This is a genomic window from Mesorhizobium sp. 131-2-1 (assembly GCF_016756535.1).
Lineage (GTDB): Bacteria > Pseudomonadota > Alphaproteobacteria > Rhizobiales > Rhizobiaceae > Mesorhizobium.
In genome coordinates this window covers 973,226-988,231 of sequence record NZ_AP023247.1, presented here as the reverse complement: position 1 = coordinate 988,231, position 15,006 = coordinate 973,226, and the positions used below count along the sequence as shown (strand labels likewise).

Here is a 15,006-nt window from a genome sequence, read left to right as displayed (position 1 = left end):
CCATGAAACGCGTCATCGCCATCGCCGACCGCGCGGCCCTCGTGTCGTTGAAGCTGCTTGTCGCGCTCAACGCCCTGTTTTTCCTGTCTTTCCTCGTCGTCCTGCTGCTTGCCGGCAGGGTGCATGCCGAGGTCGCATGCGGCGGCGCCGATCTGCTGGCGTCGCTGGGCAAGGAGGATCCCGCCGCCGTCAAGAAAATCGAGGCGGAGGCGGCTGCCGTGCCAAACGGCAAGGGCCTGTTGTGGAGACTGGAAAGGCCCGGCGAGAAGCCGTCCTTTCTGTTCGGGACGATGCACATGACCGATGCGCGCGTCACCACGCTGCCGCCCGCGGCGCAAAAGGCCTATGACGGCGCCGACACCATCATCATCGAGACCACCGAAGTGCTCGATAAGGGTAAGATGATGGCCGCCATTGCCGCCGAGCCCGGCCTGATGATGTTCACCGACAACACCACGCTGTCTTCGCTGCTGTCGCCGGAAGATGCTGCGGTGCTCAACAAAGGGCTTGATGCCCGCGGCATCCCGCCCGCGACGGTTGCCAGGATGAAGCCGTGGATTCTTTCGGCCATGGTGGCGCTGCCGGCCTGCGAGGTGGCGCGCCAGGCAGCGGGAGCGCCGGTGCTGGACGTCAAGCTGGCCGAGGATGCCAAGGCTTCCGGCAAGGCTGTCGAAGGACTGGAAACCGTCGCGGACCAGTTGCGCGCCATGGCTTCGCTGCCGCTCGCCTTCCACATGAAGGGGCTCGTCGACACGCTCAAGCTCGGCGACAAGGCCAACGATCTCAACGAGACCATGATCGTCCTTTACCAGCGCGGCGAGATCGGCATGTTCTGGCCACTGTTCCGCACCGTGCTCCCCGAAAGTGCGGACGATGCCGCCGGCTATGCGGCCTTCGAGGAAACGATGATCACCAGCCGCAACAAGGTGATGGCCGATCATGCCGCACCGTTCCTGGCCAGGGGCAATGCCTTCATGGCGGTGGGCGCCATGCACCTTCCCGGCCCGCAAGGCCTGGTCGAGGATTTCCGCAAGGCCGGCTACAGTGTCACCGCGGTCGACTGAACTGCACGGGCGGGTTGCATCCCGAATCAGCAAGGCGCCGGACCCCTGTCCACATCCATGCTGGTCTGTGGCGCCGCAATCGACGACTGCATTTCGTACCGGAAGGCTTGGAAAAACCGGCTTCGGCTCGACCCCGGCGCAAATTGCGGTGGAAATGCATGCCGATAAGCGAATCCCCATCAAAATTGCCCTGCTTTCGGCATTTTCCGGGCCTAGTATGAAACCCGTTCAACGGTTGCGCGTTGATGGGTGTTGATTGATACTTTTCATCCACGGAGGACACTTTTATGGCGAACCCTAACGACACTCCCAGGTCGGGTGGCGGCGGCAGCGGCTGGCTGATAGCCCTGGTTGTCATTATCCTGGCCATTGTCGCCTACTATGTTTTCGGCAGACGCAGCGAAGCCCCGGCGCCAGCTGAGCCGCCGGCCGCCAGCACGCCGGCACCCGCTCCGGCTCCGGCCGAACCGATGAAGCCTGCCGAGCCAGCGCCTGCGCCTGCGCCTGCGCCTGCGCCCGCTCCGGCACCTGCGCCGGCTCCCGCACCTGCGCCCGCCCCGGCTCCGGCGCCTGCACCGGCTCCGAGCCCGTAATCTGGCCCCTGAGTTCAACGAAGAACGGCCCGCCTTTCGGCGGGCCGTTTTGTTTTGGTGCGGATAGGCCCGCCACCAACACGAAGGTTAGATATGGATCGGCTTGAAAAAGGTGGCCAGCGCCGCTTCCTTCACCGCTTCCGACATCGTCGGGTGCGCGTGGCAGGTGCGGGCCAGATCTTCCGACGAGCCGCCGAACTCCATCAGCACCGCCGCCTCGTGGATCATCTCGCCCGCGCCGAAGCCGACGATATGGACGCCGAGCACGCGGTCGCTTTGCTTGTCGGCGAGGATCTTGACGAAGCCGTCGGTGTGCAGCATGGCGCGCGCCCGGCCATTGGCGGTGAACGGGAATTTTCCGACCTTGTAGTCGATGCCGGCCTTCTTCAATTCCTCCTCGGTCTTGCCGACCGAGGCGATTTCCGGGCTGGTGTAGACGACGCTCGGGATCACATCGTAGTTCACATGGCCGGCCTGGCCGGCAATGATCTCGGCCACGGCCACGCCCTCGTCCTCGGCCTTGTGCGCCAGCATCGGTCCGGTGACGACGTCGCCGATGGCGTAGATGCCGGGAACGTTGGTCCGCAGATGCCCGTCGGTCTTGACGCGGCCGCGCTCGTCGACCTCGACGCCCGCCTCCTTCAGCCCGAGGCTGTCGGCATAGGGGCGGCGGCCGGTGGCGACCAGCACCACATCCGCATCGATGGTTTCGGCCGCGCCGCCCTTAACCGGCTCGAAGGTGACGCTGGCGCCCTTCTTGGCCTTGGCGACGCCGGTGACCTTGGCGCCGAGCTTGAACTCGAAGCCTTGCTTGGACAGCAGCCGCTGGAACTGTTTCGAGACCTCGCCGTCCATGCCGCCGAGGATGCTGTCGAGGAACTCGACCACGGTGACCTTGGCGCCGAGCCTGGCCCATACCGAGCCGAGCTCCAGCCCGATGACGCCGCCGCCGACCACCACCAGATGGCCCGGCACCTTGTCCAGCGACAGCGCGCCGGTCGAGGACACGATCACCTTCTCGTCGAAGTCGACCTTGACGCCGGGAATGCCGGCGACGTCGGAACCGGTGGCGATCACGATGTTCCTGGTCTCGAGCTCCTCGACCTTGCCGTCCTCGCCGGTGACCGAGACCTTGCCGGCGCCAACCACCTTGCCGGTGCCGCGGAAGCTGTCGATCTTGTTCTTCTTGAACAGGAAGGCGACGCCGTTGACGTTGGCCGCCACGGTCGCGTCCTTGTGCGCCAGCATCTTCTTCAAATTGAGCTTCGGCGCGCCGACCTCGACGCCAAGCGTATCGAAGGAATGACCGGCCTCGGCGAACATCTCGGAGGCGTGGAGCAGCGCCTTCGACGGGATGCAGCCGATGTTGAGGCAGGTGCCGCCGAAGGTGGCGTTCTTCTCGACCACCGCCGTCTTCAGCCCGAGCTGCGCCGCCTTGATGGCGCAGACATAGCCGCCCGGTCCCGATCCGATGATTACGACGTCATAAGCCATGGTCTTGTCCTTTGCTTGGCGCCGGAGCGGTTCGGATAGGAACCACTCCGGTTATTTTCCTTGTACGCAATTCCGAACCGGAAAACCGCTACGCACTTTTCCTGGAATTGCTTCAGCGGCCGCCGCTCACATTCAGGATCGCGCCCGTTATATAGGAGGCCGCGTCCGACAGAAGATAGAGAACCGCGCTCGCGACTTCATCCGCGCTGCCGGGCCTTTTCATCGGCAGCACGTCCCGCATCCGTGCCACGCGATCCGGCTGGCCGCCGGAGGCATGGATCTCGGTGTCGGTGATGCCGGGGCTGACCGCGTTGACGCGCACGCCTTCGGTCGCCACTTCGCGCGCAAGGCCGATGGTCATGGTGTCGATCGCGCCCTTGGAGGCGGCATAGTCGACATATTCGCCCGCCGCGCCATGGATCGCCGCGACCGAGGAGAGGTTGACGATGGCGCCGCCCTTGCCGCCATGGCGGGTCGACATGCGTTTCACCGCCTCGCGGGCGCACAGGAAGGAACCGACGACGTTGACGCGCATCATGCGCTCGACCCGCGCGCCGCTCATCTCGTCGACGCGCGCCTTGGCGTCGACGATGCCGGCATTGTTGACGAAGGCATCGAGCCGGCCGAAGGTTTTGTCCACCACCTCGAACATCGCCAACACGTCGGCTTCGTTGCCAACATCGCCCTTGACGGCAATGGCCTCGCCGCCACCGGTTTCGAGCTCGGCGACCAGTGCATCGGCCGCCGCGCGGTTGGAGACATAGTTCACCGCCACACGATAGCCGGCCTCACTCGCCTGCCGGCAGATGGCGGCGCCGATGCCGCGGCTACCGCCGGTGACCAAAAGCACCTTATTCGTAGCGCTCATTCCTGGCAGCCCTCCAGCAGAAACACGTCCCACGGCACCTTGGAAAAACCGCCGGGGCCATAGGCGGCCGACATCTGCAGCGAGGCGCCGAGATCGGGAAAGATCAGGCTCTTCGGCGCGTCAGTGCCTTCGGCCGGCAGCAGCGCGATGTTGCCCTTGTCGTCGGCACCATAAATGACGCCCTCCCAGACCGTGCAGGCGGCGAGCTCGTCGCCGGTGATGTCGCCGGTCGGACATTTGTACATCAGCGAGCCATGCGGCCGCGCCACGCCGTCCGTCCACATGACGATGCCGTCCAGCACCACGCCCTTGTCGAGCACCATCTTGAAGCTGTTGGTAACGGTAGCCGAGTCCATGGTCGGCCTGAAATCGATGCCGGCCTCGCTTTCGGCATCGCCATAGACGGCGAGTTCGAGCGGGCAAGCGGCGTGGGCGGCGGGGCCGGTGAACAACACGGCCAGCACTCCGGCTGCGCATGCGATCGTGGGCGACAGGGCGCTTTGCATCGGCCGGTCTACTCGCTCTCGTGACCGTCAGCGTTTTCAAGCACGTCAAAGTCGGTCATCAGAAGTAGGGGCTCCCCGGCCGCGTTAAGACCCCAGAATGACGGATAGATTCGTCACCCCATCCGCTCCAGAATATCGCAATGTTGAGTAGGTTGCCGGCAACCGGATGATGCATCACGAACCTGTCCTGGTTGGGCGCAAACTCAGCCGCCAGCACATCGTCATAGTAGTTCTGGTCGGCTTCGAGCTTGTCCCGATGCTCCGACATCAGCACCATTGCCGTCTTGTCCATGAATGACCCAAGGCCAGCATCGACGGGATATCCAAATGCCTCGTCGCCCTTCAAGGTCGATGTATCCTGGTCGGGCAAGGTCGCCAGCTCCCAGCGAACAGGCGTGCCGGGCCGGAAACGCAGGACCGCGGCGGCCACACGGCCTTGTGCCTCAAGCAGCGAAACCGGGTACCGCCCCGTTTTGACCTTGCGGCTCAAGGCTGGCCAGTCCGTTCCGGTGGTCAGCGGATCGCAGGCAATGATTTCGCCCGTCGGCAATTCGAGGTCACCAATCGGCGTGACGGTGATCTGCCGCTCAGCCAGTTCGGCATCACTAAGGGCGAAAACACCAAGATTGCTGCTCGCCTGCGTAGGATCCCATTGGGCGGCCGCCGCCAGCGATGGAACAGCGGCGGTGGCCAGGCCAATAGACCGCAGCATGCCACCGGCTCGCCGGCCCAGCTTGTAACCGAACCGTTCCAGCCAGCCGCTCACGGCGCGACCAGCCCGATCACAGATCGAGCACCAGCCGTTCCGGATCCTCCAGGCTTTCCTTGACGCGGACCAGGAAGGTCACCGCTTCCTTGCCGTCGACGATGCGGTGATCGTAGCTGAGCGCCAGGTACATCATCGGCCTGATGACGATCTGGCCGCCGACCACCACCGGCCGGTCCTGGATCTTGTGCATGCCGAGGATGCCCGACTGTGGCGCGTTCAGGATCGGCGTCGACATCAGCGAGCCGTAAACGCCGCCGTTAGAGATAGTGAACGTGCCGCCCTGCATGTCGGCGACGGAGAGCTTGCCGTCGCGCGCGGCGAGGCCGAGACGGCCGATCTCCTTCTCGATCTCGGCGATTCCCATCTGGTCGGCGTCGCGCACCACCGGCACCACCAGGCCCTTGTCGGTGCCGACGGCGACGCCGACATGGGCGAAGTTCTTGTAGATGATGTCGGTGCCGTCGATCTCGGCATTGACCGCCGGGATCTCCTTCAGCGCATGCGTCACCGCCTTGGTGAAGAAGCCCATGAAGCCGAGCTTCACGCCGTGCTTCTTCTCGAACACGTCCTTGTACTTGGCCCTGAGCGCCATCACCGCGCTCATGTCGACCTCGTTGAAGGTGGTCAGCATGGCGGCGGTCGACTGCGCTTCCTTCAGCCGCCGCGCGATCGTCTGGCGCAGCTTCGTCATGCGCACGCGCTCCTCGCGCGGGGCGTCGTCGGCCGAGGACGGCGCGCGGACCGCGACCGGCGCCGGCGCCGATTTCGGCGTCTCGGCCGGTTGCGAGGGAGCGCCCCTGGCGATGGCGTCGAGCACGTCGCCCTTCAGCACCTGGCCGCGCTTGCCTGTGCCGGCGATCTGGTCGACCGCGAGGTTGGCCTCGGCAATCAGCTTCGCCGCCGCCGGCGCCGGCGGCATCGAGCGCTGCTCGATCGCGCCGGCATCGCCGGCGATCTTGGCGGTCTCGGCGGCAGCCTGCCTGACGGTTGATGCCGCCTCGGGGCTCGAGGCCTGCGACACGGCCTGCGGCTTGGTCGCCGGAGCGGCTGCCTCGCCACCGGCCGAGATCGAGCCGAGCAGTGCGCCGACGCCGACCGTCTCGCCCTCCTTGGCGGCGATCTCGCCCAGCGTTCCGGCGCCAGGGGACGGCACTTCCACCGTCACCTTGTCGGTCTCGAGCTCCACCAGCGGCTCGTCGGCGGCGATCGCATCGCCGACCTTCTTGAACCATTTGCCGATGGTCGCTTCCGTTACGGATTCGCCGAGGGTGGGGACGCGGATTTCGGTAGCCATTGTGCCTGTCCGTTCTGTCTCTTTAAGGGTTCTATTCGCCAAGCGCGTCGTCGAGCAAGGCGGCGAGCTGGCTGAGATGCTTCGACATCAGCCCGGTCGCCGGCGAGGCGGAGGCCGGCCGGCCGGTGTAGCGCACCCGCTGATGCTTGGCGTCGATATGCGCCAGCACCCATTCCAGATACGGGTCGATGAACGACCAGGCGCCCATGTTCTTGGGCTCCTCCTGGCACCACACCATCTCGGCATTGCGGAAGCGTGACAGTTCGGTGATCAGCGCCTTGGCCGGGAACGGATAAAGCTGCTCGACGCGCAGCAAGTAGATATCGTTGATGCCGCGCTTCTCGCGCTCCTCGTAGAGGTCGTAATAGACCTTGCCCGAGCAGAGCACGACGCGGCGGATCTTCGAATCCTTGGTGAGCTTGATCGCTTGGTTCGGCAACAGCTGCGCGTCGTCCCACAGCAGCCGGTGGAACGAGCTTTCGCCCGAAACCTCCGACAGCGTCGACACCGCCCGCTTGTGGCGCAGCAGCGACTTCGGCGTCATCAGGATCAGCGGCTTGCGGAAATCGCGCTTCAATTGCCGGCGCAGGATGTGGAAGTAGTTGGCCGGCGTGGTGACGTTGGCCACCTGCATGTTGTCTTCGGCGCAGAGCTGCAGGAAGCGCTCGAGCCTGGCCGACGAGTGCTCCGGTCCCTGGCCCTCATAGCCGTGCGGCAACAGGCAGACGAGGCCCGACATTCTGAGCCACTTGCGCTCGCCAGACGAGATGAACTGGTCGAACACCACCTGGGCGCCGTTGGCGAAGTCGCCGAACTGGGCTTCCCAAAGCGTCAACGCCTTGGGCTCGGCCAGGCTGTAGCCATACTCGAAGCCGAGCACGGCTTCTTCCGACAGCATAGAGTTGATGACCTCGTAGCCGGCCTGCGCCGCCGACAGATTGTTGAGCGGGATGTAACGCGTCTCGTCGCGCTGGTCGTAGAGCACCGAATGGCGCTGCGAGAAGGTGCCGCGCTCGGAATCCTGGCCGGACAGCCGGATCGGGTTGCCGTCGAGCAGAATGGCGCCGAAGGCCAGCGCCTCGGCCGTCGACCAGTCGATGCCTTCGCCCGACTCGATCGCCTGGCGGCGGTTCTCGAGGAAGCGGACGATCGTCTTGTGCGCCTCGAAGCCCTTCGGCACCTCGGTCAGCTTCTTGCCGATCTCCTTCAGCACCTTGACCGGCACGGCGGTCTTGCCGCGCCGCTGTTCGTCCTGGTTGTCGGCCGTGCGCAGGCCCGACCAGGCGCCGTCCAGCCAGTCGGCCTTGTTCGGCTTGTAGCTCTGGCCGACTTCCCATTCGGCTTCCAGATGCGCCCGCCAGTCGGCCTTCATCTTGTCGAACTCGGCCTGGGTGATGTGGCCTTCCGCGATCAGCCGGTCGGCATAAATCTGCACCGTCGTCTTATGCGTGCGGATGGCGCGGTACATGATCGGCTGCGTGAAGGCCGGTTCGTCGCCCTCATTGTGGCCGAAGCGGCGGTAGCAGAACATGTCCACCACCACCGGCTTGTGGAACTTCATGCGGAATTCGGTCGCCACCTTGGCGCCGTGCACCACGGCTTCCGGGTCGTCGCCATTGACGTGGAAGATCGGCGCCTCGATCATCTTGGCCACATCCGACGGATAGGGGGAGGAGCGCGAGAAGCGCGGATTGGTGGTGAAGCCGATCTGGTTGTTGATGATGAAATGCAGCGTGCCGGCGACGCGATGGCCGCGCAGGCCGGAGAGGCCGAGGATCTCGGCGATCACGCCCTGGCCGGCAAAGGCGGCGTCGCCGTGCAGCAAGAGCGGCATCACCTTGGCGCGCTCAGACAGCGGCACGATCTCGCCGCGCTCGCGGCCGGCGAGCTGGTCCTGCTTGGCGCGCGCCTTGCCCATCACCACCGGGTCGACGATTTCCAGATGCGACGGGTTGGCGGTCAGCGACAGATGCACCTTGTTGCCGTCGAACTCGCGATCGGAAGAGGCGCCGAGATGGTACTTCACGTCGCCGGAGCCCTCGACCTCGTCGGGCGCTGCCGAGCCGCCCTTGAACTCGTGGAAGATGGCGCGGTGCGGCTTGGCCAACACCTGGGAGAGCACGTTGAGGCGGCCGCGATGCGCCATGCCGAGCACGACCTCCTTCAGGCCGAGCTGGCCGCCGCGCTTGAGGATCTGCTCCAGCGCCGGGATCAGCGCCTCGCCGCCGTCGAGGCCAAAGCGCTTGGTGCCCTTGTACTTGACGTCGGCGAACTGCTCGAAGCCTTCCGATTCGATCAGCTTCTGCAGGATCGCCTTCTTGCCGGTCGCGGTGAAGGTGATCTCCTTGTCGGCGCCCTCGATGCGCGCCTGGATCCAGGCCTTCTCCTCGGGGTCGGAGATGTGCATGAACTCGACGCCGAGCGTCGAGCAGTAGGTGCGGGTGAGAATCTCCAGCATCTGCCGGATGGTGCCGAATTCGAGCCCCAGCACATTGTCGAGGAAGATCGGCCGGTCGTAATCGGCTGATGTGAAGCCGTAATTCTCGGGCGACAGCTCGTTATAGTCCTCGAGCGGCTTGGCGATGCCGAGCGGGTCGAGATTGGCATGCAAATGGCCGCGCATGCGGTAGGCGCGGATCATCATGATGGCGCGCACGGAATCGCGCGTCGCCTGGTGCACGTCGGCATCGGACAGGACGACGCCGTTGGTGACGGCCCTTTCCTTGACCTTCTTCTCGATCGCCTTTTCGACCAGGCCCCAATTGCCGTCGAGCGCCGACACCAGCTCTCCATTGGCCTGCATCGGCCAGGAGGGCTTGGCCCAGGAAGCGCCCTTGGCATTCTTGCGAACGTCCGCGGCGTCGTCCTTCAGCGCCGCGAAGAAGTCCTGCCATTCGGGATTGACCGATTCGGGATCGTCCTCATAGGCGGCATAAAGCGCGTCGATATAGTCGGCATTGCCGCCATAGAGGAAAGAGGTGAGCGAAAACTGGTCGTTGGCCTGATCTTGTCTTGCCATGTCGTTCAGCGGAGCCTGGCTCCGTCTCCTTACGTTTGCGGCCGAGCCGCGATAGCGGACGGTTCACCCGTCCTTCTTCCCCTCAAAGCCAACGAACCGCCGTTGGCTCCCATTCCAAATCCGCCCTTCAGGCACCGTGGCCTCAGCCCTTGATGGCTTCAACCAGCGTCGTCCCGAGCCGGGCCGGCGACGGCGAAACCTTGATGCCGGCCGATTCCATCGCAGCGATCTTGTCCTCGGCGCCGCCCTTGCCGCCGGAGATGACCGCGCCGGCATGGCCCATGGTGCGGCCGGCCGGCGCCGTGCGCCCGGCAATGAAGCCGGCCATCGGCTTCCTGCGGCCACGCTTGGCTTCGTCCTTGAGGAACTGCGCTGCGTCTTCCTCCGCCGAGCCGCCGATCTCGCCGATCATGATGATCGACTTGGTCTCGTCGTCGGCGAGGAACATCTCCAGCACGTCGATGAACTCGGTGCCTTTGACCGGATCGCCGCCAATGCCGACGGCGGTGGTCTGGCCGAGGCCGACATTAGTGGTCTGGAAAACTGCCTCATAGGTAAGCGTTCCCGAGCGGGAAACAACGCCGACCGAACCCTTGCGGAAGATGTTGCCGGGCATGATGCCGATCTTGCATTCATCGGGCGTCAGCACACCCGGGCAGTTCGGACCGATCAGCCGCGAGGTGGAGCGGTCGAGCCGCGCCTTGACCTTGACCATGTCCATCACCGGAATGCCTTCGGTGATGCAGACGATCAGCGGGATCTCGGCCTCGATCGCCTCGATGATCGCTTCGGCCGCGCCCGCCGGCGGCACATAGACGACCGACGCGTTGGCGCCGGTCTTGGCCTTGCCCTCGGCGACGCTGGCGAAGATCGGCAGGCTCTCGCCCTTGGCGCCGGTCCAGGTCTCGCCACCCTTCTTCGGATGGATGCCGCCCACCATCTTGGTGCCGTGATAGGCCAGCGCCTGCTCGGTGTGGAACGTGCCGGTCTTGCCGGTCAGGCCCTGCACGAGCACCTTGGTGTTCTTGTCGACGAGAATGGACATCGCGGCCCTTTTCCTAAAAACCGTTGATCGAGGAAGGCGAAACGCGCCGGTAGAGCCCGCTCACCATGTCTTGCCAGGCATCGCTGCCGGCGGGCTTGAATTGAAGCTTCATGCGGTAGGTATCGGCGCCTTCAAGAAAATAAGCCACACGGGCGGCGCCGCGAGGCGACGACCGCTCCAGAACCAGCTCGCTGCCGTTCCACGTGCCTGTGGCCGGCGAGGCAGGCACAAAGCCCATCGAATCGAACTGGTGCATGGTGACGACGCCGTTTTGCTGGTCGAAGCCGAACACATTGTGGGAGCCGAACGAAACCGTGCCGTCGCGGCGCTGGCGATAGCGCTGCACCACGAACAGGCCGCCGAACTGTGCATCAGCAAGCACTTCCGCAGTCGCCGTGCCGGCGTCGGTCCATTGCGTTGCCGCCACATCCTCCTCGCCGCGCCACGCGCCGACCAGCGCCTGCAGACGCTGGTGATCGGCCGAGAGCGAGGAGAAAGGCGCCGCGTTCATAGGTCAGAGCCGCTTCAGGTCGGTGACGGTGAGGTCGCTCTTGGCGTTGCCGGTGTTGAGCGTCGTCGCCGGCTCGAACATCAGCACCACCGGCTCTTCGGTCAGCGAGCGCGGGCGGTGCTCGACGCCGCGCGGCACGACGATGAAGTCGCCCTCGCCGAGCTCGACCGGCCCGTCGCGGAAATCGATCGCGATCCTGCCGCGCAAGACGAGGAAGGCTTCATCCTCATTGTCATGCGCGTGCCAGTCGAAGGTCGCGCCGAACTTGGCAACCTTCGCCTGGCTGTCATTGACGTCGCCGGCGATGTGCGGATCGAAGACCTTGGCGATCTTCGCGTCGGCAGCTTCGACCAGGTTTATCTTGCGCGGAGGCATGAGCTTACTTCCTCACACTTATTCACAACTGCAGGGGCTTCGCCGCGGCTCATTGTTGGCCGACCGCATCGTGGTGAGAATTCCGGCTGAATCGAAAGGCACCGCTGTAGTTCTCGCCAACAGGTGGATCACCCACCGTCCATACAAGCCGGCACTTTCCGTCGTATCCAGTTGATGCCAGGCAGTCCTTGGCGGCAAAATACCGAAGGTAGATCTTGTCTCCTGCATCAGGGAAAATCTCTTCCCTCGGCATCTCCACCAATCCCTGCGATTCCACGTAGTCGAGAAACGTCGACATGTGCGCGGTGCTGCCAAAAACCTCGCAAACACCAACAAGTCTATTTGCGTCAGGTCTCTCGGAACTCAACTTGACGAAGGGGACCGAGAGACCTTTTGACGTATCTCGACTAAGGACTTTCACACCGAAATTATCTGAACTGACCGAGAACCCTTTTTCCAACGCTAACTGTCCGCTTTTCGCCAGATCACCATCGGGAGCGATGCAAATTTGCTGATAAAGCACGACGGCATCCGAAATCTCTTCCGCATGCGACGGAACGGCCAGAAAGCCGAACACGATTGCACACAGAAGACGCCTCGGCTGCATCCGCTCAGCCCTTCACCGCCTTGACGATCTTCTTTGCCGCATCGTCGAGGTCGTCGGCCGACACCACGTTCAGCCCGCTGTCGTTGATGATCTTCTTGCCGAGCTCGGCATTGGTGCCTTCCAGCCGCACGACCAGCGGCACCTTCAGCCCGACTTCCTTGACCGCGGCAATCACGCCCTCGGCGATGACGTCGCACTTCATGATGCCGCCGAAGATGTTGATCAAAATGCCTTCGACCGCAGGGTCCTTGGTGATGATCTTGAACGCCGCCGTCACCTTCTCCTTGGAAGCGCCGCCGCCGACGTCGAGGAAGTTGGCGGGCTCGGCGCCGTAGAGCTTGATGATGTCCATCGTCGCCATGGCGAGGCCGGCGCCGTTGACCATGCAGCCGATATTGCCGTCGAGCGCGACATAGGCGAGGTCGTATTTCGACGCCTCGATCTCCTTCTCGTCCTCTTCGGTGGTATCGCGCAGCTCCATCACGTCCGGGTGGCGGAACAGCGCGTTGTTGTCGAACGACACCTTCGCGTCGAGCACGCGCAGCCAGCCGTTCTTCATCACGATCAGCGGGTTGACCTCAAGCAGGCTCATGTCCTTCTCGACGAAGGCCTTGTAGAGGATCGGGAACAGCGTGCCGCCGTCCCTGGCCGCGTCGCCGTCGAGCTTCAGCGCGGCGTTGAGCTTCCTGACGTCATCCTCCGTCACGCCCTTTTCCGGGTCGATGGCGACGGTGATGATCTTCTCCGGCGTGTCGTGCGCCACCGCCTCGATGTCCATGCCGCCCTCGGTCGAGACGACGAAGGCGATGCGGCCGACCGAACGGTCGACCAGGATCGACAGATAGAGCTCGCGGTCGATGTCGGCGCCATCCTCGATATAGAGGCGGTTGACCTGCTTGCCGGCCGGTCCAGTCTGCTTGGTGACCAGCGTGTGGCCGAGCATCTCGTTGGCGTTGGCGACCACCTCGGCCACGGACTTGGCCAGGCGGACACCGCCCTTGGCGTCGGGGGAAAGCTCCTTGAACTTGCCCTTGCCGCGACCGCCGGCATGGATCTGGCTCTTCACCACATAGAGCGGGCCGGGCAGCGCCTTGGCGGCGGCCTCGGCGTCGCCGGCCTTGAGCACCGGCACGCCCTCGGCGACCGGCGCGCCGAAAGACTTCAGCAGCGCCTTGCCCTGATATTCATGGATGTTCATGGCATGTGTCTCCGGATCGATTCCTGGCGGATCACTTCGAGGCGAGGTGCGGCGCGATCTTGACGCAGGCCTCGGTCAGGCCCTGCACCGTCGCCACCGAACTGTCGAACATCTTCTGCTCGCTCTTGTTGAGGTCGATCTCGATGACGCGCTCGACACCGCCGGCGCCGATCACCACGGGAACGCCGACATAGGTGTTCTTCACCCCGTACTGGCCCGACAGGTGGGCCGCGCAGGGCAGCACGCGCTTCTTGTCCTTGAGGAAGGATTCGGCCATCGCAATCGCCGATGCCGCCGGGGCGTAATAGGCCGAGCCGGTCTTGAGCAGGCCGACGATCTCGGCGCCGCCGTCGCGGGTGCGCTGCACGATCTGGTCGAGCTTCTCCTTCGAGGTCCAGCCCATCTTGACGAGGTCGGGCAGCGGAATGCCGGAGACCGTCGAATAGCGGATCATCGGCACCATGCTATCGCCATGGCCGCCGAGCACGAAGGCGGTGACGTCCTCGACCGAGACCTTGAACTCCTCGGCCAGGAAATAGCGGAAGCGCGCGCTGTCGAGCACGCCGGCCATGCCGACGACATGGGTCTTGGGCAGGCCGGAAAACTTCTGCAGCGCCCACACCATCGCGTCGAGCGGGTTGGTGATGCAGATGACGAAGGCCTTCGGCGCGTACTTCTTCAGCCCGGCGCCGACCTGTTCCATGACCTTGAGGTTGATGCCGAGCAGGTCGTCGCGGCTCATGCCCGGCTTGCGCGGCACGCCGGCGGTGACGATGCAGACGTCGGCGCCCTCGATGCCGGCATAGTCGTTGACGCCGGTCAGCCTGGCATCGAAGCCGTCGACCGGCGACGACTGCGCGATATCCAGCCCCTTGCCCTGCGGAATGCCCTCGGCGATATCGAACAGAACCACGTCGCCGAGGTCCTTGAGGCCGATCATATGGGCGAGCGTGCCGCCGATCATGCCCGAGCCGATAAGCGCTATCTTGTTGCGTGCCATGTGAGGATTTTTTCCCTTTGTCTGTGACGGCGCCAAATCTTTAGCGACTTGCTGACGGCGTCGAGGAAGGAGGCCGAATGCTGCGGGGAACCCGTGAATTTCGCCGCACCCAATAGCTCCGGTGGATAGAAAATTCAAACGATTATTTTGGAGCGAGCATTTTCAATCGGTTAGATAATTTGGGTTTTACGTAAACGTCAAAGTTTATAAACCGACTTGGGAGAATTTATACAATGAAGGTGGAAATCAGAAGGCTGCAGGCGGGCGATGACGCCCTTGTGAAGTATGTTGCGGAGGACGTGTTCGATGAGCCGGTGCGGCCCGACAGGCTGGCGGCCTATCTCGCCTCGCCGGGCCATCTGATGGTCGTGGCAATGGCCGATGGCCTGGTCGTCGGCCAATGCGCCGCCGTCATCCACCGGCATCCGGACAAGGCGAGCGAGCTCTACATCGACGAGGTCGGCGTGACGCCCGCTTTCCAGCGCCAGGGCATCGCGCGAAAAATGCTGGATGCCATGTTCGCACTTGGGCGGACGCATGGCTGCGAGGAAGCCTGGGTGGGGACGGAGCCGGGCAATATCGCGGCACGTGCGCTTTATGAATCGAGCGCCGAGCGCCACGGGCCGGCGGAGGCGTTCGTGATGTACGTGTATGACTTTTAGG

General features: G+C 64.2%; 13 protein-coding genes and 1 pseudogene. 2 read left to right on the top strand and 12 right to left on the bottom strand.

Going from position 1 to position 15,006, the window contains the following annotated elements; all coding sequences use genetic code 11:
* The first annotated feature begins 2 nt into the window (after nt 1–2).
* Nucleotides 3–1,064: a TraB/GumN family protein gene (locus tag JG743_RS04800; RefSeq protein ID WP_202298695.1), complete on the top strand. Its 1,062-nt coding sequence runs from the start codon at nt 3–5 to the stop codon at nt 1,062–1,064.
* Nucleotides 1,065–1,744: 680 nt separating this feature from the next.
* Here JG743_RS04800 and lpdA read toward each other — a convergent pair.
* From lpdA to mdh, 12 genes and pseudogenes are all read right to left on the bottom strand, one after another.
* A complete protein-coding gene (gene lpdA / locus JG743_RS04795; protein WP_202298694.1) occupies nt 1,745–3,151 on the bottom strand; it encodes a dihydrolipoyl dehydrogenase in 1,407 nt (468 codons plus the stop codon).
* 112 nt (nt 3,152–3,263) lie between these two features.
* Complete coding sequence (locus tag JG743_RS04790; RefSeq protein ID WP_202298693.1) at nt 3,264–4,019, bottom strand: glucose 1-dehydrogenase; 756 nt, start codon at nt 4,017–4,019, stop codon at nt 3,264–3,266.
* The gene (locus JG743_RS04785; protein WP_202298692.1) at nt 4,016–4,525 is read right to left on the bottom strand and encodes a hypothetical protein; all 510 of its coding nucleotides are present in this window, start codon (nt 4,523–4,525) and stop codon (nt 4,016–4,018) included. The genes JG743_RS04790 and JG743_RS04785 overlap by 4 nt, the downstream gene beginning before the upstream one ends.
* A gap of 8 nt (nt 4,526–4,533) precedes the next feature.
* A pseudogene (locus tag JG743_RS04780) lies at nt 4,534–5,237 on the bottom strand (DUF4241 domain-containing protein).
* Nucleotides 5,238–5,307: 70 nt separating this feature from the next.
* On the bottom strand, nt 5,308–6,588 hold the full coding sequence (gene odhB / locus JG743_RS04775) for a 2-oxoglutarate dehydrogenase complex dihydrolipoyllysine-residue succinyltransferase (protein WP_202298691.1): 1,281 nt from the start codon (nt 6,586–6,588) through the stop codon (nt 5,308–5,310).
* Between the two features lie 31 nt (nt 6,589–6,619).
* The gene (locus tag JG743_RS04770; protein ID WP_202298690.1) at nt 6,620–9,607 is read right to left on the bottom strand and encodes a 2-oxoglutarate dehydrogenase E1 component; all 2,988 of its coding nucleotides are present in this window, start codon (nt 9,605–9,607) and stop codon (nt 6,620–6,622) included.
* 142 nt (nt 9,608–9,749) lie between these two features.
* A complete protein-coding gene (gene sucD / locus JG743_RS04765; RefSeq protein ID WP_202298689.1) occupies nt 9,750–10,652 on the bottom strand; it encodes a succinate--CoA ligase subunit alpha in 903 nt (300 codons plus the stop codon).
* Nucleotides 10,653–10,665: 13 nt separating this feature from the next.
* The gene (locus tag JG743_RS04760) at nt 10,666–11,163 is read right to left on the bottom strand and encodes a DUF1579 family protein (RefSeq protein ID WP_202298688.1); all 498 of its coding nucleotides are present in this window, start codon (nt 11,161–11,163) and stop codon (nt 10,666–10,668) included.
* Between the two features lie 3 nt (nt 11,164–11,166).
* Nucleotides 11,167–11,538, bottom strand: coding sequence for a cupin domain-containing protein (locus JG743_RS04755; protein ID WP_202298687.1), 372 nt, complete (start codon nt 11,536–11,538; stop codon nt 11,167–11,169).
* Between the two features lie 49 nt (nt 11,539–11,587).
* Entirely contained in the window at nt 11,588–12,115 is a 528-nt protein-coding gene (locus JG743_RS04750) for a hypothetical protein (protein ID WP_202298686.1), read from the bottom strand.
* A gap of 34 nt (nt 12,116–12,149) precedes the next feature.
* Entirely contained in the window at nt 12,150–13,343 is a 1,194-nt protein-coding gene (gene sucC / locus JG743_RS04745; RefSeq protein WP_202298685.1) for an ADP-forming succinate--CoA ligase subunit beta, read from the bottom strand.
* Nucleotides 13,344–13,374: 31 nt separating this feature from the next.
* Nucleotides 13,375–14,343, bottom strand: coding sequence for a malate dehydrogenase (gene mdh, locus JG743_RS04740; RefSeq protein ID WP_126057450.1), 969 nt, complete (start codon nt 14,341–14,343; stop codon nt 13,375–13,377).
* A 233-nt stretch (nt 14,344–14,576) separates the two neighbouring features.
* Between mdh and JG743_RS04735 the strand changes: the two genes are divergently transcribed.
* Nucleotides 14,577–15,005, top strand: coding sequence for a GNAT family N-acetyltransferase (locus JG743_RS04735; protein WP_202298684.1), 429 nt, complete (start codon nt 14,577–14,579; stop codon nt 15,003–15,005).
* Nucleotide 15,006 lies beyond the last annotated feature (1 nt).